The organism is Emticicia aquatilis (assembly GCF_014644295.1).
Taxonomy (GTDB): Bacteria; Bacteroidota; Bacteroidia; order Cytophagales; family Spirosomataceae; genus Emticicia; species Emticicia aquatilis.
Window position 1 is genome coordinate 169,568 of sequence record NZ_BMKK01000011.1, and the last position, 21,557, is coordinate 191,124.

The 21,557-nt window shown below is 36.6% G+C and carries 21 protein-coding genes; 12 read left to right on the forward strand and 9 right to left on the reverse strand.

Annotated elements, in window-relative coordinates:
• Positions 1-165 precede the first annotated feature (165 nt).
• Positions 166-1,506 (forward strand): hypothetical protein, encoded by a 1,341-nt coding sequence (locus tag IEX65_RS22425; RefSeq protein WP_188769549.1) that lies wholly within the window; start codon positions 166-168, stop codon positions 1,504-1,506.
• A 65-nt stretch (positions 1,507-1,571) separates the two neighbouring features.
• Here IEX65_RS22425 and IEX65_RS22430 read toward each other — a convergent pair whose 3' ends face one another.
• The 8 genes from IEX65_RS22430 to IEX65_RS22465 all read right to left on the reverse strand — a co-directional run bounded on the left by IEX65_RS22430 (position 1,572) and on the right by IEX65_RS22465 (position 9,942).
• A complete protein-coding gene (locus tag IEX65_RS22430; protein ID WP_188769551.1) occupies positions 1,572-1,925 on the reverse strand; it encodes a zinc ribbon domain-containing protein YjdM in 354 nt (117 codons plus the stop codon).
• Positions 1,926-2,022: 97 nt separating this feature from the next.
• Complete coding sequence (locus IEX65_RS22435) at positions 2,023-2,979, reverse strand: nitrilase family protein (RefSeq protein ID WP_188769553.1); 957 nt, start codon at positions 2,977-2,979, stop codon at positions 2,023-2,025.
• 45 nt (positions 2,980-3,024) lie between these two features.
• Positions 3,025-3,876, reverse strand: a complete 852-nt coding sequence (locus tag IEX65_RS22440; protein WP_188769555.1) for an AraC family transcriptional regulator — start codon at positions 3,874-3,876, stop codon at positions 3,025-3,027.
• A 3-nt stretch (positions 3,877-3,879) separates the two neighbouring features.
• On the reverse strand, positions 3,880-4,329 hold the full coding sequence (locus IEX65_RS22445; protein WP_188769557.1) for an rRNA adenine methyltransferase: 450 nt from the start codon (positions 4,327-4,329) through the stop codon (positions 3,880-3,882).
• A gap of 49 nt (positions 4,330-4,378) precedes the next feature.
• Complete coding sequence (locus tag IEX65_RS22450; RefSeq protein WP_188769559.1) at positions 4,379-5,329, reverse strand: alpha/beta hydrolase; 951 nt, start codon at positions 5,327-5,329, stop codon at positions 4,379-4,381.
• Positions 5,330-5,501: 172 nt separating this feature from the next.
• Positions 5,502-7,142 carry a serine hydrolase domain-containing protein gene (locus IEX65_RS22455; RefSeq protein WP_188769561.1) on the reverse strand — a complete coding sequence of 547 codons (1,641 nt, stop codon included), beginning with the start codon at positions 7,140-7,142 and terminating at the stop codon, positions 5,502-5,504.
• Between the two features lie 67 nt (positions 7,143-7,209).
• On the reverse strand, positions 7,210-8,391 hold the full coding sequence (locus IEX65_RS22460; RefSeq protein WP_188769563.1) for a helix-turn-helix domain-containing protein: 1,182 nt from the start codon (positions 8,389-8,391) through the stop codon (positions 7,210-7,212).
• A gap of 279 nt (positions 8,392-8,670) precedes the next feature.
• Positions 8,671-9,942, reverse strand: a complete 1,272-nt coding sequence (locus tag IEX65_RS22465; RefSeq protein WP_188769564.1) for a DUF5690 family protein — start codon at positions 9,940-9,942, stop codon at positions 8,671-8,673.
• Between the two features lie 155 nt (positions 9,943-10,097).
• Here IEX65_RS22465 and IEX65_RS22470 point away from each other — a divergent pair, with 155 nt between their 5' ends.
• The 3 genes from IEX65_RS22470 to IEX65_RS22480 all read left to right on the forward strand — a co-directional run bounded on the left by IEX65_RS22470 (position 10,098) and on the right by IEX65_RS22480 (position 13,448).
• A complete protein-coding gene (locus IEX65_RS22470) occupies positions 10,098-10,373 on the forward strand; it encodes a hypothetical protein (RefSeq protein WP_188769566.1) in 276 nt (91 codons plus the stop codon).
• Between the two features lie 260 nt (positions 10,374-10,633).
• Positions 10,634-11,026, forward strand: a complete 393-nt coding sequence (locus tag IEX65_RS22475; RefSeq protein ID WP_188769568.1) for a BlaI/MecI/CopY family transcriptional regulator — start codon at positions 10,634-10,636, stop codon at positions 11,024-11,026.
• A 70-nt stretch (positions 11,027-11,096) separates the two neighbouring features.
• Entirely contained in the window at positions 11,097-13,448 is a 2,352-nt protein-coding gene (locus tag IEX65_RS22480) for a M56 family metallopeptidase (protein ID WP_188769570.1), read from the forward strand.
• 78 nt (positions 13,449-13,526) lie between these two features.
• Here IEX65_RS22480 and IEX65_RS22485 read toward each other — a convergent pair whose 3' ends face one another.
• The gene (locus tag IEX65_RS22485; protein WP_188769573.1) at positions 13,527-14,306 is read right to left on the reverse strand and encodes a 3-keto-disaccharide hydrolase; all 780 of its coding nucleotides are present in this window, start codon (positions 14,304-14,306) and stop codon (positions 13,527-13,529) included.
• A 632-nt stretch (positions 14,307-14,938) separates the two neighbouring features.
• Here IEX65_RS22485 and IEX65_RS22490 point away from each other — a divergent pair.
• From IEX65_RS22490 to IEX65_RS22525, 8 genes are all read left to right on the forward strand, one after another.
• On the forward strand, positions 14,939-15,349 hold the full coding sequence (locus IEX65_RS22490) for a T9SS type A sorting domain-containing protein (protein ID WP_188769574.1): 411 nt from the start codon (positions 14,939-14,941) through the stop codon (positions 15,347-15,349).
• 144 nt (positions 15,350-15,493) lie between these two features.
• Positions 15,494-15,919 (forward strand): T9SS type A sorting domain-containing protein, encoded by a 426-nt coding sequence (locus tag IEX65_RS22495; protein ID WP_188769577.1) that lies wholly within the window; start codon positions 15,494-15,496, stop codon positions 15,917-15,919.
• 117 nt (positions 15,920-16,036) lie between these two features.
• Positions 16,037-16,453 carry a hypothetical protein gene (locus IEX65_RS22500; protein ID WP_188769579.1) on the forward strand — a complete coding sequence of 139 codons (417 nt, stop codon included), beginning with the start codon at positions 16,037-16,039 and terminating at the stop codon, positions 16,451-16,453.
• 307 nt (positions 16,454-16,760) lie between these two features.
• On the forward strand, positions 16,761-17,435 hold the full coding sequence (locus IEX65_RS22505; protein ID WP_188769581.1) for an SGNH/GDSL hydrolase family protein: 675 nt from the start codon (positions 16,761-16,763) through the stop codon (positions 17,433-17,435).
• 357 nt (positions 17,436-17,792) lie between these two features.
• Positions 17,793-18,707 carry a polysaccharide deacetylase family protein gene (locus tag IEX65_RS22510; RefSeq protein ID WP_188769583.1) on the forward strand — a complete coding sequence of 305 codons (915 nt, stop codon included), beginning with the start codon at positions 17,793-17,795 and terminating at the stop codon, positions 18,705-18,707.
• A gap of 180 nt (positions 18,708-18,887) precedes the next feature.
• Positions 18,888-19,970 carry a class II fructose-bisphosphate aldolase gene (gene fbaA, locus IEX65_RS22515; protein ID WP_188769585.1) on the forward strand — a complete coding sequence of 361 codons (1,083 nt, stop codon included), beginning with the start codon at positions 18,888-18,890 and terminating at the stop codon, positions 19,968-19,970.
• Positions 19,971-20,123: 153 nt separating this feature from the next.
• Positions 20,124-20,726: a TetR/AcrR family transcriptional regulator gene (locus tag IEX65_RS22520; RefSeq protein WP_229250836.1), complete on the forward strand. Its 603-nt coding sequence runs from the start codon at positions 20,124-20,126 to the stop codon at positions 20,724-20,726.
• Between the two features lie 43 nt (positions 20,727-20,769).
• Positions 20,770-21,555, forward strand: coding sequence for an SDR family NAD(P)-dependent oxidoreductase (locus tag IEX65_RS22525; protein ID WP_188769587.1), 786 nt, complete (start codon positions 20,770-20,772; stop codon positions 21,553-21,555).
• Positions 21,556-21,557: the final 2 nt, after the last annotated feature.

The following is a 21,557-nucleotide window of genomic DNA, read 5'->3' on the forward strand; positions in this document are numbered from 1 at the left end:
TTCTTTAATTTTTAGATTGAAACGGCTATTGTCAGTATTCTCGATTAGGCCGTAACTAAAACTTCCATCTCATTCTAAATCAGGTATTTATACGCTACTATTTAGCTAAGAAGTGGTGTAGTTTTGGGTTTTAAATACATACCAAACCTAATTTCAAATACCTACATGAAAACTAAATTACTAAGCTTCGTAGCTATCCTATTTTTAGGTGCTTCGTTTTTTCTAAATGCCCAAACTCCCAAAGGATTCACTATTAAGCCAAGTCAAACCCTCAAAAAACTGCCTGCTTTACAGTCGTTTGTTTTTGGACAATCGGGTAAATATTGGGTAATGATTGGCGGACGTACCAATGGCTTTCACGGATTTGACCCCAACGCTTATTTATTCCCTTTCAAAAAAGCTAATAAATATGTTTATGTCTATAATACTGCTACTAATCAGTTAGATAGTATGTCAACGTCATTCTTAGTCCCTGCCTTGAGAGAGCAATATACATCGACTAATATGCAGCACTTTCAAGTAGGAAACTATTTATATGTTTCAGGTGGTTATGGTGAATTTCATGCAAAATTACCCGATTCGTCGTGGGTTACTTATTCTACCCTTTCAAGAATAAACATGAGTCAACTTATCAATGCAGTTTTGACAAAAAATATTAATCAATTTGCTGCCTCAGTAGTTTACGCAAAATCTAAATTAACTGCCGCTACGGGTGGAGAGTTATTTAAATTACCCGATGGAAAGTTTTATTTAGCACTCGGGCATCGGTATAATGGAAAATATGGAACAGGTAATACAAGTCAGGTCTATCTTGATTCTGTTCATGTCTTCAAACTTACCGAAACCGCTTCGAGTATCAGCATCACACCCAATTCGATGCAGTATATTTCGGATAATTTGCCCGATAGTATCACACAATTCAGACGACGAGATTTACTGGTTATTCCTGCCATTCAAAGAGGTGGTAAAGCCGTTGGCCTCACAGTTTATGGCGGAGTATTTACTTACGGAAATAATGGTGCTCCTTTCCGAAATCCGATTTACATAAAAGGCGGCACTACACCAAGTTATGTATTGGATAAATCTTATACACAAACATCAAATATCTACTCAACCGCCAACGTAGAAATGTATGATGCCCAAAATGATGTGATGCTCACTACTGCTTTTGGTGGCATGGGCGAAAACATGACAACTGACCCCGATACTTTTACCAAGAAAATATTAACAATCAGCAAGAATAACCTAACCAATGTCACGACCGAAATTGTTAATCCTACTACGCTACCAACCTACATGGGTTCGGAAGGAGTTTTTATTACAGCACCCGGTGTTCCGATGTACAATACAAGCTATGATATAATTAATTACAATGCTATTCCTGCGGGAAAAACTACATTGATAGGTTATATTTATGGAGGAATTGTATCGAACGGGCCTTCTTGGGGGGCATCAAACCCTACTATACCGAGCAATGTAGTCTATGAAGTTTATTTGACGAAGTAGGTTTGGGAATACACAAGAATGGTGAAAATCTTAGCTGATTTTCACCATTCTTTAATTAAAAAAGCTTACGCTTTTCTCACGAACTCAGATTTCAAGCCCATAGACCCGAAACCTTCAATTTTACAATCAATATTGTGGCCGTCGTTACCATCTGTCAGGCGAATATTCTTTACTTTAGTGCCTGATTTGATTGGCTTTGGAGCTCCTTTTACGGGTAAATCTTTAATAACCACTACCGTATCACCATCTTGTAATTCGTTGCCGTTCGAGTCAAGCACCTTCGTGGTTATATCTCCTGTTTCTTCGGTTTCTACATCTTCGGGATTCCATTCATAGAAACACTCTGGGCAAATCAATAAACCATCACTCGGATACACGTATTCGGATTTGCATTTGGGGCAAGGAGGAAATTCTGACATATTTTTTTATTGTTTAGAGGAAAAGTTCAGACCGCAAAAGTAAGAAAAACATTTCAGAGTATGATTGAAAGAGTTTTTTAGGTAGTAAAATGCTGATTTAGGCCTTGTCATTATTTAGCCAGACTACTTTTTGTTCGGGTTGATGCTCTTGACCTATGATGTCTCTGTATAAATCTGGGCGTCGAGCTTTTATATAACGTTTTCCTCCTGAGAGACCTAACTTTTCGGGTGTTATTGTTGCTGTCGTAAAACTATCATCAAAACTTCGACATTCGTTAAGAATATCTCCGAAAGGGTCAATTATCATCGAGCATCCGTTCTTTAATTGGTCGTCGTCCATGCCAATCGGATTTGAAAACACTACATATATTCCATTGTCATAAGCTCTTGCAGGTAGCCATTTCATTAACCATCCCCGACCTTTCATTCCATCAAATTCTAAACGTAATGAGGTAGGGTCAGCTTCACGATTCTGCCATAATTGAGGGTCAACAAAACCCGCACCTGGTCGAGTAGAAGGCGTACACATAGTTACGTGTGGCATAAAAATAATATCTGCTCCTAAGAGAGTAGTTGCTCTTACGTTTTCAATAATATTATTGTCGTAGCAAATTAGGATGCCACATTTCCAACCATCAATCTCGAAAATACAATAGCTATCGCCCGCCGTTAGGTATGGGTTTATGAATGGATGTAACTTTCGATATTTGGCAACCAGCCCATTCTTGTTAACACAAACGTATGCTTTATATAAGTTATCATTTTCATCTTTTTCAAAAAGACCCGCTAAAATCGTAATATCATTATTTTTGGCTATTTCTGTAAGCTTCAATATACTTTCTCCGTTTGGGATAAATTCTGCCAAATTGAGCATTTGGTCTTTGTTAAGATGTCTTGCAAATGTATATCCTGTGATTGAGCATTCATGAAATGCAATGACTTTTGAGCCTTCGGCCGCAGCTTTTTTAGAAAGTGATTCAATAACAGAAAGATTATATGCCTTATCCGCACTTTTATGCTCAAACTGAGCAGTAGATATTTTTATATTGTCCATTTTGATAATAATTGTATTTGATTGGACAAATATAGATTATTGTGATTATTGTAAATTGTACAAATCCGACATCGGTATTTTTTCGGAAGTTAATTCCATAAAATTGATGGCCAGTCTATTGGTATCGTTGAGGTATTGGGTGGGGGTGATGCCAGTATATTTTCTGAATTCCTTAATAAGATGAGATTGGTCGGCGTATCCCGATTCGTAACAAAAATGCGTAATGTTCGTTTCTTTAGACTTACTTTTCAAGAGTTTCAAGAAATTATGTAGTTTGATTATATTTCCAAACTTTTTTGGACTTAATCCAATTACCTCGCTAAAGAGCCTTTCGATATGCCGTTCGGTATAGCCTGTATGTTTTACTAAATCTCCAATGGTTGTTAGGCCTTTGGTTTTGATAATAAAGTGTAAAGATGCTTGAATCAGTGCATGATTTGCTAATAGTGCTTGCTTGGCTAATTCCCTGAAAAATGTGTTGAGCGTGTAAAGTTTAGCGTTTAAATTTTCTTGTTCGAGCAGGATTTCATGAAGAGATAGCCCATTTAAACCAAAAATATCGGCAATATCAATAATCTTATCTCGTAATTGGTGAGCAGCAATACCCAATAGCTGATTAATACCAGATGGCTGAAAAACGACGACGATTAGAGATGTGCGATTTGTAAGAAAAAGGTCTTTAAATTCGCTTATTTGTCCATAAGTAAACGAAGATGGTAAACTTTCTAATTGCGTATGATTTTGGGTATTTGTAATAAGATTGCCTTTCAAACAAAAGACCATTCCAGTATTACCATCAGAAAACAAACGGAGTTTTTTAATAGATTGACCTTCGCTTTCTAAAAACAGATAGTGCTTGATGAAAGGTAATAATTCTTTTGAAGGGGCTATTTGCATAGTTCAATGGTTCAGATTAAATATCTCTGTTTTTTGCATTTTTATTCTTTCAATACCACTTAATATGCCTTTTTTAATCATGCTTCCATAACCATCATCTACCAAATTGTCGGTTGCTACGAGAGCTAACTGATAGTTTTTTTGTGCATTGGCAAAACCTTGCAAGTCCTCATAACACTTAGCAATGTTTAGATATAAAGAAGGAAATGCACCTTTTACCGAATCATCTTTTACATTGGAGGCATGTTTTAATGCCACTTGGTCCCATTTCAATTTATCTGCTACACTACTTTGGTGTCGAGCTATATAGTGAGCAGCAGTGAGTTTTTCGATGTCGTTACTTGCTTCTTCCCACGCTTGAGTAAAAAGCTTTTTGGCTTCTTCTGGCTGCCCTTCTATCTCCATACCTTTTGCACAGAGTTTGACTATTTTATTTTCAGGGTCGAATGTCATCGTTGAGAGTGGATAATTTGTTTTCTGTAATGAAAAAGGCTTTTGAATGCTATTGATAAGTTTTATTTAACCAAACAACAACCTGTTGCCAGCTTTCAAGAGGAATTTTGGCATGAGTCGTATTTTTCATCACTAAAAACTCCTTTTTGTTACCCGGTACCAAATCATAGAATTCCTTTACTTTGTCAACTTCAAATAACTCATCTTTATCGCCAATGCCAACCAGTACTGGAATATTTAATGTTGCTGGCAGTCGGAGGGTTTTAACATCCAGCATCGTAAGAAATCGGAGTGTATATCTAAAGTTGAATAATGGGTCTTTCGTAACTGTCATGCCTTCCCTGTAATATTCAACGGCTTGATGAGATGGACGGAAAATTGAACTGGCCAAAATCTGAGTTTTTTGGAAAAGTGTTGGCGGTTTTGATAAACCTTTTCGACCTTCATAAGCACCTGAAAGCAAAACTAAACCCGAAATTTCATTAGGAATGGCACTTGCGGCACATATTGCTGAGGCCACGCCCAAGCTATGCCCCAAAACAACCACTTTTGAAAAACCAAGTTTTTTAACATACCTCACAGCTTCTACCAAATCAGCAATCCATCTTTCTTTACCTGGGCTATCACCACGGTTTCCTCCTGATAATCCATGTCCTCTATAGTCTATCCCAAAAGTCGTATAACCACCAGCTGATATTGGCTTTCCTGCCATGTCATAAGGGCCACTGTAAGCCGTAATTCCATGAAAAACCAAAACTGCAATATCGTTTTTTACTGGTTTTGTGCTGTCAGGATTCCATCTGCGTAGAAAAAGCGTTTCGCCATCAGTTGTAGTAATCAGATGGTGAGGAGTGGTAAACTTTTGTCTTAAACTGGCTGCTTCTTCAGGCGAAACGCCCATATGGTTTGTTTTAGATTTGATAGGCATATAGGCTAAACCTAATCCCAAAATGACAATGATTACAAGCAAGCTAAGAATAGTGTATAATATTTTTTTCATAGTTTAAGGTTTTACGTAATTCATTATTCAACCGACTTGGCTCGTTTTAAACTTAAATCCCACATCGAAAGTCAGACTAAAATTACATAAATAATTGACACACAATAATCTTTTAAAAAAACAACTTAGGTAATGTTTTTGAAAGATTGTTTTGCAAAAAAACAACACAGTTTTAATTCACTCTGAGAAATTTAACTCGTTGAATTCTATCACTACTTAGAAACAACGTAGAGTTGTTGTCAATATCGAATACGTAATTATCTACTAATAGTTTGGTTGGAGAGATTAAAAGCCCTTTTGTGCTATTTTTATCGCCTATTTTCACTTCATAGCTTTTATCGCTGATAAATTTAATCTCAACGCTTACATTGGTTTCTGAGTTAATAAATTTACCCTTAAGTGCTTGATAATTAAAGCCTTTCCAATCATAAATGTGCTTTGTCAGTGTATAGGGGGAGTGAGAGGTATAATAAGCAGTTACTGTCATTTCTCCTTTTCCGTTCTTTTTAAATTCTTGCTTAAAATCAGGGTCGAAGGTTTGGTGCAAGATATTATCAGCTTCACGTTCTAATTTTACGTCGTTGCGTCCGATACGTTTTAAATACAAAATACTATCTCGTTTTTCAAACTGAAAAGTAAAATTGTCATCTGTTTGATAGAGTCCAATCATATCTTCTTCGCTTACAAAATTGCCTATTTTAGTCGGTTTTGTGACTAAATAAGTATCATTACTTTTTAGATTAAAAACCACATCGGCCATTTGGCGTGTTTGTGTATTTGGAGTGGCTTTGCCAGTATTCGTGAGGGTAACAATTGAAGTATTTTTGCTTTGAAATCTAATAACTGTTGCTTTCCAAGCTCCAGTTGCTCCTTCATGAAATGTATAATTTAAGCCTTTGTAAGTGCTAAATTCAAGTCCGTAACCATAATTTTTGATGCTCGAATAATCGGTTAATTGTTGGCTTTTTTCTATAATTTGTCTTTTTATATCGCATTTTACTTGGCCTTGAAGAATTTGCTCCCATCTGATTTGGTCTGCCAGTGTCGAAAAAATATTGCCGTCGCCATAAACATTCCAAATCCAATTATAATTTTTCCAAGTATCAAAGTTGAAATAAGCCTTCGCAATTGGCCCACGGATTTTTGTATAATCGTCTTCAAAAGAAGTGTTTGGCATGTTTAATTTTCTGAATAAATCATTCGTATAGGCAACAAATGACTTTCCTGTAACTTTTTCAGTAATCATCGCCAGCAGTATGTAGTTCGTATTGCTATACAAATATTTGGTGCTGGGTTTGAAATTTAATTCTTCTTGTTTTTCTATCAGCCTCAAAACATCTTTGTTGCTAAATGTATATTTCCACCAAGTAAAGCCTTGCAATGACCATAAATCATACACATCTCTGATACCGCTTGTGTGAGTAAGTAAATTTTCGATGGTAATCTTGGAATTTATTTTCGAGTAAATAGTCGGCAAATATTTCCTTATATCATCAGTGAGTTTGATTTTTTTCTCGTCAATCAAAACAAGAATCGCTAAGGCTGTAAACTGTTTGCCATTTGAAGCGATATTAAACCGTGAATCTTTCGTGATTAAAGTGCTGTCTTTTAAGTCGGCGAAGCCCGCAACTTTTTCATAAATTATCTGTCCATTGCTTACAATGCCAGTTGCAATTCCTGGAGCATTTTTGGGTACATCTTGTGTAGCAATTTCCTCAAGGCGTTTTATTTGAGAAACTGTAAGGCTGTCTGGCTTTTGACCAAACAAAATGGTGGTTGATGCAAAAAAAAGTGTCAGTACGTATAATTTCATTTCTTTGATTTTTTGGCAAATTTGAGCTTTTAGAAATCCCGATTCGCCCTAAATCGTGATTTGACACCTATTTTGGATAATTTTTTTCGATGTATTCTTTTGGACTTAAGTTGGTAGCCCGCTTAAATGCTCTGTTAAACGTTGATTTTGAGTTGAATCCACAATCTAAAGCAAGACCAAGTAAAGTCTGGATATTGTGTTCGCCTTCTTCAATCTTAGCTATCAGAGCTTTGGTTCGATAATGATTAACGAAATCATTAAAATTCATTTCAAATCCCTCATTAATTATCTGAGAGATTTTTTTAGAATGCGTTCCGAGTCGGTTGCTTAGGTCTGAAATTACAAGTTCGGGGTTTTCATACATTTTATCAACCAGCATCAATGATTCTATTTTTTCTTTCCAAATGTCTAAATCAGCAATTTCAACCTTGAATGTATTTTTATCAATTGTAATATCTTCAACATTTAGTTTTGAATCATTCTCAAAATTTCTCGCTGAATCTCGAAATGAGGTAGTGGATAATACTGAATTGGTATATCCACTAATTGAAACATAATAGAAAAGCAAGGAAAAACACACATAATACCAAAATTTCTTACCAAACTCGTCCCATTCAGGATTAGCAATAAAAAATACAATTCTGATAGCAATCAATAGCAAAAATGCTATTAAAAATCGCTGAGCCCACCTAAACATAACCGAGTCTGCAAAACTTACAACATTATAGGTTATCGTTTTATACTCGTTATAAGTTTTGAGGCTCTGAATCAGATAATAAGTGAGCGAGAATAGGCCAGTTATCTGATACCAAGTTGAGAAATCTTTATCTTTTCCATCTGCATAAAAGTAATACTCTTTTAAAATAACCTTGTCGGTGAGAAAGACGACGATTGAATAAATCAGATAAAGAGTTGCTGGTAAAAAATGGATATAATCTCTGGCAGAAAAGCTAAATGATTTGTCGAGTAGGGTTTTAAAATAGAAGTACAATACAGGAGCCAATAAAAATAATTGTTGGAATGGGGTATAAAAAAGAATATTTCGGTAAATTTCTTTTGAATACCAGCCAGCATAACCAAACATAAAAGGAGCAATGTATAATGAGCAAAGTAGTGTAAATAAACCAAGCCAAAGACTTGATTTATTGGCGGTCTGTAAACCTTTGATGAATAACAAAATGGAAAAAACGATTCCGTGAAAAAAGAATATTAGAAGAATAGAACTTTTCGGACTGAATGAAAAAAACATTGCTTTTTCTTATAAATTTTTGAAATAGAAATAGATAAGTAGATGGGTTTTAAATTTAATGGTTAAACCCTGCCCGTAGAGGCTGTCTTAAAAGTAAAATCAACCAAATAATATTCTGCAAATCACCTCATCCCAACCCTTCTCCTCACAGGAGAAGGGCTAAAAGTCTCCCTCTCCTGCGAGGAGAGGGAGATTTAGAGGGTGAGGCGGCCGACGCTCGGTCAAGTGCTGTCCAAATATTCTTTTGTGAAGAAAACTTTTGAGACAGTTCATTTATTATTATTCAGACTTCGCTCGTTTCAAACTCAAATTCCACATCGAAAGCCCAACTAAAATTACATAAATAATTGATATACAATAAGATAGGATAATGAAAAAATCAAGGTAGTTAATGCTTTTCTGAAAGAAATTTTTGTAGAAAAGTACCAAAATACTGCCCAAATAAGCATAATAATCGGCAAATGTAATCAAGAAACCAACCGTTCCTGATTTCTTGAAGGCGGCAATCATTCGCTCAAAATACAAACTATTACACATCGAATAAGCCATGTAAACGCCCAGTCCTAAACTCGTGAGCCATGCTACAGGAGAAAGCATTTGTTGCTGATAAAGCAGCGTACTGACGCCAATCAGAATGCCTCCCGCCAACATCAAAAGTTGAATAATTACAAAGGCTTTATAATTATTTTGTACCCAACGCATAGCGGCCATCATCAGCAAAACCGTAATCGCAATCGGCGTTTCGGTTTGGGTAAAAATCGCAGAATTATTGCCATAGCCGAGTAGTTTCCAAATCTCAGGCGTGAAATTATCCCTAAACTCTCGGAATGTTGTCAGTAGCACATACGACACCACAAAAATAAACATACTCAACGCAAATTCTTTGATAAATGCCTTTCTGTCAGCTTTTTGCATCGGTTTTCGCTCGGTACGGTTTTCCTTATCCGCTTCGCTCGGCGGCGGAATTTGCCCCATCAACCATGTGCAAATTCCAAAAGGCACAATCATAATCGCACAGGCCACAAATGGCATCCAAAACTGACTTACTTCGAGTGTAGTCATGACCCATTTTCCGATGCTTTTGGCAAAACCCGAACCCATGATAAACGAAGCCGTGAGAACAGCCACCAGCAAATCAGTTGTTTTTCGACCTTCAAGAAAACCCAAAATTGTACCATAAACCATGCCCAGTGGTAAACTTGCTAAGAAGATAAACACCAAATTGAATGGGGCAGGAGTAAGGGCAAAAAATAGATAACAAATCCACGATAAAGCTATCATTATCAATAAGTTACGTGAGCGATTGGCTGGAAGCATTTCGGAAACATACTTAATTCCCAAACCTTTCGATACCGCAAAACCTAACACTTGTGCCGTAATGATAAGAATCTTGAAACTTACACCCAAAAACGATAATTCTTCATAAGTAGCCGCCGTGTATGCACGTCTAAACGGATAAAAACACATATAAGTGAAAAAGGCCGTGACAGAAGCAAATAAAGTTAAGCTAAACGAGCTTCGGCCAATGATTTGGGTGAGTTTTTGAGGCATGATGAGGTGTCTGAATAGAATGAATAACCAAAGATAGTTTTTTGCACGAAAACCCACCGCCCGCCGCCCAGTAAATTTTATAATATTAATGAAAGTCTCTTTTTGGTATTCAATACATTTGTGATGTTTAGTAACCTTTAAAAATCAAAAACGCCATGAAAAGGATTCTCTTAGCTACTTTATTACTTTCCGCCTCTTTCGGAATATTAGGAAGTTGTTCAAAAGCCGCTGCCGTTGTAACTAATAAATGCGACGACGAAGCCAAAAAAGTAACTGATGCCGCAACTGCTTTTAGTGCAGACCCCACCAATAAAGCCAAATGTCAAGCCTACTCCAATGCCTTGAGTGCATTTTTCAAATCTTGCCCGACTTATTATACAGGTGCTACCAAAAAAGATTTAGAAGATTTTGTTGCAAATGCCTGTAAATAAGAGTTGCGACAGTATCTTACAAAGTGTATAAAAGTTGCTATCTTATCCCGTAGGGATTACATATCGGTAGAAAACATTAAAGTCAAGTTCCTATTTTCATGCCTTAGGTATGAAAATACGGCTATTATTTGACTCATTTTGAGATACAGAAGCTCTCAAAATGAGTTTTTTTATTTATCTACGAAAATATTCGTAATAAAATTTGGAACTACGAAAAACTTCGTATTATATTTGCTACGAAATTATTCGTAAACAGAATTATGGAAAACATACCATCAATAAAGCCCACCGAATCGGAACTGGAGATTTTGCAGATTTTATGGCAATTGGGCAAGGCCACGGTCAGACAAGTAAACGACGAACTTTCTAAGTTTAAAGAAGTTGGCTACACCACTACACTCAAGTTGATGCAAATCATGCACGAAAAACATATCTTGAGCCGCACTGAAGAAGGGCGTTATCATCTTTATCAAGCCGAAATAGGTGAGGAGCAGACTCAGCAACTTTTACTCGGAAAATTTGTTGATGCTACTTTCAGAGGTTCGGCCATGAAATTGGTTATGCAAGCACTTGGCAATCAGGACGTTAGTCTTGATGAACTCGATGAAATCAAGAAGCTCATTGCCGAAAAAGAAAAGAATTTAAATTTATAAAATCGAAATTTTATACCTTATTACCTCGTAAGGTATAATGTAAATCCCCCTTTAGGGGTTAGGGGTAATTATGAAAAAGCTAACAGACATTATCAACTACAACACAAGTTCGGCTCTTGGCTGGACACTCATTCACTCAATCTGGCAAGGATTTGCCATTTTGTTGGCCTTCGGTATTTTGTATTACATTTTCAAGCCATCCGTCACTCGTTATAGGCTCGGAATCGGGGCTTTAACTTTGCAGTTTGTGGCTGCTATTGTTACATTTTTTACTGTTTATCAACCAGTTAGTCCTTCTGCTGCATTGCCGAGCAATCAGGCATTTAGTAATTTCTTATTGAATAACTCAAATCTGATTTTTACTCCTAAAAAACTCAGTATTCTACAACAAATTGAGTTTTTCTTGCAAAATAATCTTGACGTTTTTGTCATGATTTGGTTGGTCGGAACTACACTTTTATTGCTACGTTTGTTGGTTGGTTTTACGCACGTACAAAGCCTAAAAGTACAACAAGTGAATCCAATAAGTGCTGATATTCAGGCATTAATGAATAGCCTGCTCGAAAAAACACAAATGCCAGCTACTATCAAATTACTCGAATCGGCACGTGCGACCGTACCGATGACGATTGGTTGGCTAAAACCTGTGGTTTTGCTACCCGTAGGTATGGCTTCGGGTCTGACAATCAAGCAGTTAGAGGCTATTTTAGCCCACGAATTGGCTCACATCAAACGCTACGATTATTTGGTTAATATCTTCCAAAATTTCGTTGAAATCTTGTTTTTCTTTCATCCTGCAACTTGGTTTATTTCGGGCAAAGTGCGTGATGAACGAGAAAACTGTTGCGATGATTTTGCAGTCGAAATCTGTGGAGATAGTTTGGTACTGGCCAAAGCTCTCACGCAAGTAGCAAGTTATCAGCAACAGCCACGTTTGGCAATGGCTTTCGGTGCAAAACGCCAAACTTTCATGGACAGAATCAAACGTATTATCGGAATAAACGATTCAAAACCAATGAGTTATGGTAATTGGGCTGCGGTGATGGGAATGATTTTGGTGGTTGCTTTGGGCATCACTTATGCACAAAAAGAAATCAAGAAAGATTCACCAACAGCCAAAGATGAAAAATCAACAGTATCTAAAGCAGATGCGATTGATAATGTTGCTCCAGTTAGTGTTGCCGATAATGTAGAAATGCCTGCTGATACTTCCAAATTAGATGAAGTTGAGGCCGAGATGGAGGTTTTGAGCAAAGAAATGGAGAAATACAGTAAAGAAATGGAAGTACTGAGCCGCCAAATGGAAGAAAAGTATAGTCGTCAAATGGAAAAAGAGAGCGAGGCTATGCAACAGGTTCAGCGTAAATTCCAAGTGCCACAACGCAAAATTCAAGATTTGTCGATTCAGATACAGGAGGTAAGTTTGGCTATGCAAAAAATCCATAACAAATACATGGATGCGGAAAAAATGCCAGCTGATGCCGAACGAAAACTCAAAGATTTGGAGAAACAAGAGCGAGTATTAGAAAAACAAATGCACGAGTTTGAGCAGCAAATGAATGGCATTGAAGCCGAAATGCGTCCGTTTGAGAAGCGTATGCAAAATCTCAGTTCACCAATGGATAGTTTAGGCCGATTGATGGAACGCTACTCAAAACCAATGGATAGCCTCGGTAAAATTATGGAGGCAAAAGGTAAGGTTTTAGAAAAACTGGCTAAAGAAGAAGAAGCTCGTTTCAAAAAAGACTTAGAGTCGTTTGCTGAAATGCTCTATAAAGATGGGTTAATAAAAAACAAAAAAGATTTTGAGGTACGTCTAAAAGGTGAAAAACTTTTGATTGGTTTAGAGCCACAATCTGCGGCAGTTTATGAAAAAGTTTGGAATTGGGTAAATAAAACTTGGGGAAGCAGACATAAAGATTTGCAAGAAAAAGATTTCAGAATCACCGTAAACGGCGATAACGTAAATTTCAGTACGCATGGTAGTCGTAATTATTATCGTTATGGAAGTACATATCCTGCACCACCTGCTCGCCCTTCAACACCAAGAGGAGTTGAGGCACCAACTCCGCCAGCACCACGTAATTTTCGTTCGTCAGCTTCAGAAGTTGCACCACCACCGCCACCACCAACTCGTGCAAGAACGCCCTCAACACCCAAACCACCAAAACCAGTAAGGGTAGGAGTAGTCGATAAAAACTTTCAGATTACCAATGGGCTTATCCGTGATAATAAAGGCACTTGTTCGGTTTACGTAGTTTCTGAGAAAGATGGAAAGTCTATTGCCAAAGCAATCACGGCTACGCTCGTCAACGATAAATGGACAGCCAAAGGCTTGAAAGTAGGCGATAAAGTGATTTTGAAGAGTGATGTAAAAGTAAAGAATGGTGACGCCCTAAATCTATTGGCTATCAATAATTAAGCTACTCATAAACAAAAACAGCTTCTTTCAAGAGAAGAAAGAAGCTGTTTCTACTGTCGTCTATCGACTGTTGACTAATTACAGTCTTCTAATCCAAATATTTCTGAATTGAGTTTTGTTACCGTGGTCTTGTAAGTGAATCACGTCTTCGCCGTGAGCTTCTGGATACATGTGTAAACCAATGTAGTTTGTGAGTCCCAAAATCGTAGTATTGTTCTGAACCAACACTCCATTGTGCAAAACTGTAATACGAGCAGGATAATCTAAACGTCCATCAGGTTTGAAGCGAGGTGCGGTATAAATTACGTCATAAGTATTCCATTCTAATGGGCCACGCATTGCATTTACGAGCGGAGCAGTATCCTTATATATACTACCTGCTTGTCCGTTACGATACGTGCGGTTTTGGTAAGAATCCAAAATCTGCAATTCGTAACGGTCTTGGAAGAACACCCCACTATTACCACGACCTTGGCTTACACCCGCAACTTCATCAGGGGCCGAAAACTCAATGTGTAGTTGGCAATCACCAAATTTCAATTTTGTTTTAATATCACCAGTTTTTGGAACCACTTCCATTCGACCATCAATTACTAACCATGGAGCAGGTGAACCATCTTTAGCACTTACCCATTGAGATAAATCTTTACCATCAAATAATATAATGGCATCAGAAGGTGCATCGGCACTGGTTTTACCTGGAGTTACAACAGTAACCTCTGGTTCCCAGATTTCAGTCATCTCGGGTTTCATCGGCATCGGCGAAACCGCAGGTGGAGTAGAAGAATATTGTGCATAAGATTTTGCACTAAGAAGCATGGCGAATGCAACCGAAGCAATGATTTGTACTTTTTTCATCTCAGTATTAAAGGTTGATTATTTTGACGCTCAAATGTAATAAAGTTTTGTGAATCAAAACCAAATAGTGTACGAAAATGACATTTAATTGTACGAAAATGGACAATTTTTAGACATCTTAAAAGCTTCTTAGTTTTAATAGTTTTATGTAAGTGTCTGATAGTGAGTTATTTATGTAATACTTGGCATGGTGGTAAATTTCTTGGCACGGCTTTTTCAAATAGTAATATGTAGTCAGTAGGATATTTGGCCTAAAAACAAAACAATATTTGGTTTTTGTTAGTTATTAATATTGAAATGGATTTAAAAGAAAATAAAATTTTGTTATAAGGGCGTTTTAAAGCCATCAAGTCTAATCGCCACTCGTCCTTTTAAAATAACCATTTGAGTAGTTTGTATTACATAGTACCAAGTTTTACCCATACCTTTGAATCATCAAACAAGGCAGTACACGATTTAAGAATTATAACAAAAAAGATTTTATAAAAAGCCGAATCACATAGAAGAAGAATTTCATCACAAAGATTACTTACTTCATCACTTATGTTTCCGGAGCTTAAATCGAGACACTAATTTTGAATCAACAAAACAAAAACAACAATTAAAAAACAAAACATTAAATACATAAAATTATGAAAACTTTAAAATCAACATTGGCCATCGCTTTATTAGCAACAACAGTATTCTTCAATGCAAATGCCGAAGATAAAAAATTGGAGAAAAACGAAGCCTCAACTTCAAACTCATTAGCTACCTACAAAATGAGTAACCTCAAAGTAGGAATGTATGAAGTAGGAAACGTGAACTCAATGAAATTGAATCTTACTTTGACGAAGGATGCAGGAAAAACAGCTAACGTAAAATTAATGAACGAAAACGGAACAGTATTGAGCGAAACAACAGTGAGCAAAAAAGAAACAGCTTATAACTTCCGATTCGATTTCTCAGAGTCTGCTACTGGTAAATATTTCATTGAAGTAACCAACGGTGACCACATTATTACTAAAGAAATTTTGAAAGGAAAAGGTACTTTGAGCTACTAATACCGATCATCAAGAGTTTTGACCGATTGTGCTAAAACTCGAAACGTAAACAACAATCACAACATCTTATAATTGATATGGTGCGGCAATCCGCAGAGCTATAAAATAAAACATTTAAAATTGCGGTTCGCCGCTCACAAAATTATGAAAACTTTAAAATCAACATTGGCCATCGCTTTATTAGCAACAACAGTATTCTTCAACGCAAACGCCGAAGACAAAAAAGAAGATAAAAAGGCAGAGAAAATTGAAACCGCTACGACTTCAAACTCGATTCTTAACTACAAAATGACAAACCTTAACGTAGGAATGTATGAAGTAGGAAACGTGAACTCATTGCTGTTGAATTTGTCATTGACAAAAGATGCAGGTAAAATCGCTACCGTAAAATTAATGAATGAAAAAGGCAATGTATTGAGCGAAGAAAGAATCAGCAAAAAAGCTACTGGATATAATTTCAGATATGATTTCTCGACAATCGAAACTGGTAAATACTTCATCGAAATCACCAACGGTGAGTATGTTATTACCAAAGAAATCTTGAAAGGAAAAGGTACTTTAAGTTACTAATACCGTTCATCATTTATATCGACCGATTAGGCAAAACAGTGCAACGCAGCTAACAATCACAGCATCTTATAATCGAAAAAGCTATAACAATTACAAACATTTTAAAATCACAAAATTATGAAAACGACAGTAAGAAATTTCGCAATCGCTCTTATAGCAGGTGTATTCACATTCTCGACAGTATTAGCATCTGAGCCAATCGGCAAAAAAGATGAAAGCAAAACAGCCAGTAAACGCACATTTGATGTAGGTATGTATCGTGTCATTAACTCGATGAAAGTTAATGTTCTAATCGAAAAACAACAAGGAAAAGCATTGGATATTACTTTGAAAAACGACCGCAACGAAGTAATTTATTCGGAAGTAGTGGCCAAGAATGCTGGCAAATTCTCAAAGAAATTTGATTTGACAGGTTTATCAGATGGTAAATATCGTTTTGAAATCTCGAATGGTAAAGAGGTAATTTCAAAAGAAGTAAATTTAGAAACACACGCACCAACACCAGCAGAATATCGCTCAGTTGAGGTGAAGTAATAAAAGAGTCAACGGTCAATAGTCCAAAGTCCACAGGAAACAGTTTTTCTGTCGTCAGTTGTCTATCCGACCGTGGTTTTGAAAAGATTAGTTAGTATTTAGTTTAGGGGATTTAGACAGCGTTTTGGAACTTTCCGAAACGCTGTTTTTTGTTTTCTGCCAATATCTTTTTACTTTCGTTTACAAATAGTTAATCATAATCTGGGAATAAGTTTATTCAGCATTTAAGTGCTTGATTACTCGTCACTCGTCATTCGATTAATTCGTAAATTCAAATTATTCAACCATTCCATTTTAATAAAACTCAATGAAAACCTCTTTCAAAACTCTATTGTTAGTTTTACTCTCACTCTCAATGTTTTCTCTTAAACAAGACAAACCCACTAAGGTAATTTTCTTTGGTGATTCAATTACTCAAGCTGGCGTAAATCCAGGTGGATACATCACCAAAATGAAAGAAATGCTCGAAAAACAAGGCATTAAAGATAAATATCAGCTCATTGGAGCGGGTATCGGCGGAAACAAAGTGTATGATTTGTACCTAAGAATGGAAGACGATGTGCTTTCACAGAAGCCAGATGTAGTCGTGATTTATGTGGGTGTAAATGATGTTTGGCACAAAGCCAGCTACGGAACAGGCACCGATGCCGATAAATTTGGTAATTTCTACACGGCTCTTATCAAAAAAATGCAGTCGCAAGGCATCAAAGTAATCTGCTGCACACCAGCCGCCATTGGCGAACGCACGGATAATAGCAATCAACAAGATGGAGATTTGAATCATTACTCTAATATTATTCGCACGATTTCGGCCAAATTTGATTGCCCATTGATTGATTTACGCAAAGAATTTATAGGTTATAATCTCAAAAATAACCCTACTAACAAAGAATCGGGTATCTTAACAACTGACCGTGTACACTTGAATGAAATCGGCAATCAGTTTGTAGCCGATTTGATGATGAAAGCAGTAGTGAAGTAAGTTTGGCTTTAATTTGGTTTTAAAATGATTTACAAGGAAGACTTCGGACTGAGTGTTCTTTTCAGCGAAGTCTTCTTTGTTTACTTCAAAAAAACTCTCCACATAGAACCTCGAAGATGTAAAATGTTATAAACTATGCGAATCAAGAGTTGAATAAAATATCCCGTAGGGATTTAATATTGGTAGAAAATAAAAATTTCCTATTAATCAGTGTGCCGTAGGCACACAACATAAAGGTGAAATTTGCTTTCTACGGCCGCCACCGATTGTCAATATTTAGTACCTAAAGGCACACTATTTGACTTTTCAACGCTTAATTCTCATAAACTATTTCCATATCATTCGCTCTAAATCACCATGAGAAGTCTTTTTATAGTTCTGCTATTCATCGGTTTTATCTCAAATGCCCAAAAACAAATCGCTATCACGATTGATGATTTGCCATTTGTGCAAGAACTTTCGCTCAGACACGCCCAAGAATCAACTACAAAACTGCTAAGTAAGATTAAGCAAAAAAAACTCACAACCGTAGGTTTTGTCAACGAAAACTCGGTCTATAAGTTGGGGCAAATCGACGAGAGAGTTGCTTTATTGGATGCTTGGCTGGCGAATGGCCAGCAATTGGGCAATCATACTTTTTCACATCCGTCATTCAGTAAATTATCGCTCGAAGATTTTAAGGCTGAAACGCTAAAAGGTGAAATTCTGACCGAAAAACTGAAACAGAAATATGGTCAGACTGAGAAATACTTCAGATTCCCATTGTTGCATACAGGTTCTGATAGCCTGAAAAAATACGGTTTTCAAGCATTTTTGGCTGAAAAAGGCTATCAAAATGCACCAGTTACGATTGATGCCGACGATTGGGTTTTCAACAAAGTGTATATGGATGCTGTAAAAGCCAACAATAAAACTTTGATGAAAGAAGTGGCCGAAAAATATCTCAAACACACCGAAGCCTATTTTGATTATTACGAAAAACTCACGCAAGAAGTAGCTGGCCGACCAATTAAACATATTTTTTTGTGCCATGCCAATGCTCTCAATGCCGATTACTTCAACGAACTCATTGATTTGATGCGAAAGCGAGGCTACACATTTATTTCATTAAACGAAGCACTGCAAGATGAAATTTATAGTCGTTCGGAGCGAGTCATCACGGCCAATGGTTTTTCGTGGTTGCATCGTTGGCGAATGACTGATAAAAAGAAAAACACACTAAAAGACCCCGAAATACCAGCCAATATTCAGGCTTTGTATGATGGGAAATAATTATCAAGGTTTAAAAGGAAGACTTCGTTCCGAACGAAGCCTTCCTCATTCTCTCAAATTTTAATATCAAAACAGCAATATTTTATCGAAAAATCTTTAATTTGCATCAAAATTCATCAATTAGGCTTCATCTATCATTATAATAACATTATTTCTTTTTAAAATTCAAAAACGGTACTCATGAGTCAATCTTTGATTAAGCCAGGCGTTGTTACAGGTGAAGCTTTGAATGCTTTGTTACGTCACGCCAACGAAAATGATTACGCCCTTCCTGCGGTAAATGTTGTTGGAACTAACTCTGTAAATGGTGTAATGGAAGCAGCTAAAGCTGTAAATTCGCCAGTTATTATTCAATTTTCAAATGGTGGAGCTTCTTTCTACGCTGGTAAAAGTTTACCAAACAAAAATCAAGAAGCAGCCATTGCTGGAGCAATTTCGGGTGCGATGCACGTGCATCAAATCGCTGAAATGTATGGTATTCCAGTTGTATTACATACTGACCACTGTGCAAAAAAATTATTACCTTGGATAGACGGTTTGTTAGATGCAGGTGAAAAATTCTTTGCTCAACACGGCAAACCATTGTTTAGCTCTCACATGATTGATTTATCAGAAGAGCCTTTGGAAGAAAATATCGAAATCTGTGCAAAATATTTGGAGAGAATGGCCAAAATGGGCATGACGCTCGAAATCGAATTAGGTGTAACGGGTGGTGAAGAAGACGGCGTTGACAATTCAGACGTTGATAGCTCGAAACTTTATACACAACCTTCGGAAGTAGCTTATGCTTACGAAGAATTGGGTAAAATTTCTCCAAACTTCACAATCGCTGCGGCATTCGGAAACGTACACGGTGTTTATAAACCAGGTAACGTGAAATTATCGCCAATCATCTTGAAAAACTCACAAGATTTCATCCAAGAGAAATTCGGAACGGGTAATTTACCAGTAAACTTCGTATTCCACGGTGGTTCTGGTAGCACACGTGAAGAAATCAGAGAAGCCATCAAATACGGTGCAGTGAAAATGAATATTGATACTGACGTACAATGGTCAACATGGGAAGGTATCTTGAAATATTATAAAGATAAAGAAGCATATCTTCAAGCACAATTAGGAAATCCAGAAGGCGAAGATTCTCCGAACAAAAAATATTATGACCCACGTGTATGGTTACGCAAAGGCGAAGAAAATATGATTGCTCGTTTGAAAGTAGCTTTCGAAGATTTAGATTGTATCAACCGTAATGAAGGTTTGATTTAATTCTGAAATCATATTTTTATCGAAAATCCTGTTAGGTTTATAAAACCTGACAGGATTTTTTTGTTATAAGAATTTATAAATTTCACAAATAAATATTTTGAAAAATGAACAACGTTCATTTTATTTGTGTCATCAAAAGTAATTATAGCAATTGTGAGTAAGAGATTAAAAGAAGATTTAAAAGTATTGATTTTGAACAGTGCAAAAAAACTCTTTGTAGAAAAGGGAATTGAGCAAACAACTATTCGGAATATTGCTGATGCAATTGGTTGTAGCATCGGGACGGTCTATGTTTATTTTAAAGATAAAAATGCTATTTTTCATGCCTTACATACACAAGGTTTCATACAATTAAGTAGTGAATTTAAGGTGCTATTAAACGTCAGTAATCCAATGGAAAGGTTACGAGCGATGGGTAAAGTTTATATCAATTTTGCCTTAAAAAATCGTGATATGTATGACCTAATGTTCAATTTAAAGGCCCCAATGGAGTTTTTGAATGATGAAAAACTGCATGAATGGAATGAAGGTAAAGCCACTTTCGATGTCTTGCGTTCAACAGTAAATGAATGTTTGGCAGCAGGGTACTTTAAGGGGCATGAGTTAGAGCCAACAGCTTTTATGGTTTGGAGTATGGTACATGGTATGTGTAGTTTAGAAATTAGTAATCGCTCAGTCGGAGTAAATATTCAAAATCCTGAAACTATTGTTACTGCGGCCTACGAAGAATTTATGAAGGTTATGGATAAACTATAATTTTTTTGTTCACAATTGAACATTGTTCAATTGTGTAATAATTATGAAAAACAATCAAATAATTTTACTAACGGGTGCCTCTACTGGCATTGGACTTGAAATGGCTAAACAATTAGCCGCCCAAAAATTCAATCTTATTCTGGTAGCTCGGAGCCTCGATAAGCTACAAGCCTTACAGCAAGAGTTAATAACTAAAGAAGGCATCGAGGTTCAAATTTTTGCTAAAGATTTATCTGATAAAGCCAATGCGTTTTCGCTTTATAATGAAATCAAAAGTCAGAATATTATTGTTGATATGCTTGTCAATAATGCAGGAGTAGGGTTATATGGCGAGTTTATCGAAACTACTCTCGAATCAGAGCTTGATATGATTGAACTGAATGTCTCGTCATTAGTAGCTCTAACTAAGCTATTTGCACAGGATATGGTTGCTCGTAAATCGGGCAAAATCATGAATGTCGCATCCTTATTGGCATTTTTGCCTTTTCCCTATTATTCGGTTTATTCAGCAACTAAGGCTTTTGTTTTAGCATTCTCAGAAACCATAGCTGCCGAATTAGAAGGAACTGGCGTTACGATTACGACCCTTTGCCCTGGGCCAGTTGATACACCATTCAACTCTGATGCTATGCTAAAAACCAATGCCTATCAATCGAATAAGCCAATGTCTGCTGATGCAGTAGCTAAAACTGGAGTGGAACTACTATTGCACGGAAAAGGTAAAAAAATTGTCAGTTTTAATAATTGGTTTATTTCCAATTTACCTCGTTTTATGCCCGATAGCTTGATGATGAAGATTAAAAAAGGTTTGGCAAGTCAAATTAAGTAGTT

Excerpts from the sequence above, each read along its gene's own strand:
- IEX65_RS22425 (WP_188769549.1), top strand. The coding sequence starts at position 166 with ATGAAAACTAAATTACTAAGCTTCGTAGCTATCCTATTTTTAGGTGCT.
- IEX65_RS22430 (WP_188769551.1), bottom strand. The coding sequence starts at position 1,925 with ATGTCAGAATTTCCTCCTTGCCCCAAATGCAAATCCGAATACGTGTAT.
- IEX65_RS22435 (WP_188769553.1), bottom strand. The coding sequence starts at position 2,979 with ATGGACAATATAAAAATATCTACTGCTCAGTTTGAGCATAAAAGTGCG.
- IEX65_RS22440 (WP_188769555.1), bottom strand. The coding sequence starts at position 3,876 with ATGCAAATAGCCCCTTCAAAAGAATTATTACCTTTCATCAAGCACTAT.
- IEX65_RS22445 (WP_188769557.1), bottom strand. The coding sequence starts at position 4,329 with ATGACATTCGACCCTGAAAATAAAATAGTCAAACTCTGTGCAAAAGGT.
- IEX65_RS22450 (WP_188769559.1), bottom strand. The coding sequence starts at position 5,329 with ATGAAAAAAATATTATACACTATTCTTAGCTTGCTTGTAATCATTGTC.
- IEX65_RS22455 (WP_188769561.1), bottom strand. The coding sequence starts at position 7,142 with ATGAAATTATACGTACTGACACTTTTTTTTGCATCAACCACCATTTTG.
- IEX65_RS22460 (WP_188769563.1), bottom strand. The coding sequence starts at position 8,391 with ATGTTTTTTTCATTCAGTCCGAAAAGTTCTATTCTTCTAATATTCTTT.
- IEX65_RS22465 (WP_188769564.1), bottom strand. The coding sequence starts at position 9,942 with ATGCCTCAAAAACTCACCCAAATCATTGGCCGAAGCTCGTTTAGCTTA.
- IEX65_RS22470 (WP_188769566.1), top strand. The coding sequence starts at position 10,098 with ATGAAAAGGATTCTCTTAGCTACTTTATTACTTTCCGCCTCTTTCGGA.
- IEX65_RS22475 (WP_188769568.1), top strand. The coding sequence starts at position 10,634 with ATGGAAAACATACCATCAATAAAGCCCACCGAATCGGAACTGGAGATT.
- IEX65_RS22480 (WP_188769570.1), top strand. The coding sequence starts at position 11,097 with ATGAAAAAGCTAACAGACATTATCAACTACAACACAAGTTCGGCTCTT.
- IEX65_RS22485 (WP_188769573.1), bottom strand. The coding sequence starts at position 14,306 with ATGAAAAAAGTACAAATCATTGCTTCGGTTGCATTCGCCATGCTTCTT.
- IEX65_RS22490 (WP_188769574.1), top strand. The coding sequence starts at position 14,939 with ATGAAAACTTTAAAATCAACATTGGCCATCGCTTTATTAGCAACAACA.
- IEX65_RS22495 (WP_188769577.1), top strand. The coding sequence starts at position 15,494 with ATGAAAACTTTAAAATCAACATTGGCCATCGCTTTATTAGCAACAACA.
- IEX65_RS22500 (WP_188769579.1), top strand. The coding sequence starts at position 16,037 with ATGAAAACGACAGTAAGAAATTTCGCAATCGCTCTTATAGCAGGTGTA.
- IEX65_RS22505 (WP_188769581.1), top strand. The coding sequence starts at position 16,761 with ATGAAAACCTCTTTCAAAACTCTATTGTTAGTTTTACTCTCACTCTCA.
- IEX65_RS22510 (WP_188769583.1), top strand. The coding sequence starts at position 17,793 with ATGAGAAGTCTTTTTATAGTTCTGCTATTCATCGGTTTTATCTCAAAT.
- fbaA (WP_188769585.1), top strand. The coding sequence starts at position 18,888 with ATGAGTCAATCTTTGATTAAGCCAGGCGTTGTTACAGGTGAAGCTTTG.
- IEX65_RS22525 (WP_188769587.1), top strand. The coding sequence starts at position 20,770 with ATGAAAAACAATCAAATAATTTTACTAACGGGTGCCTCTACTGGCATT.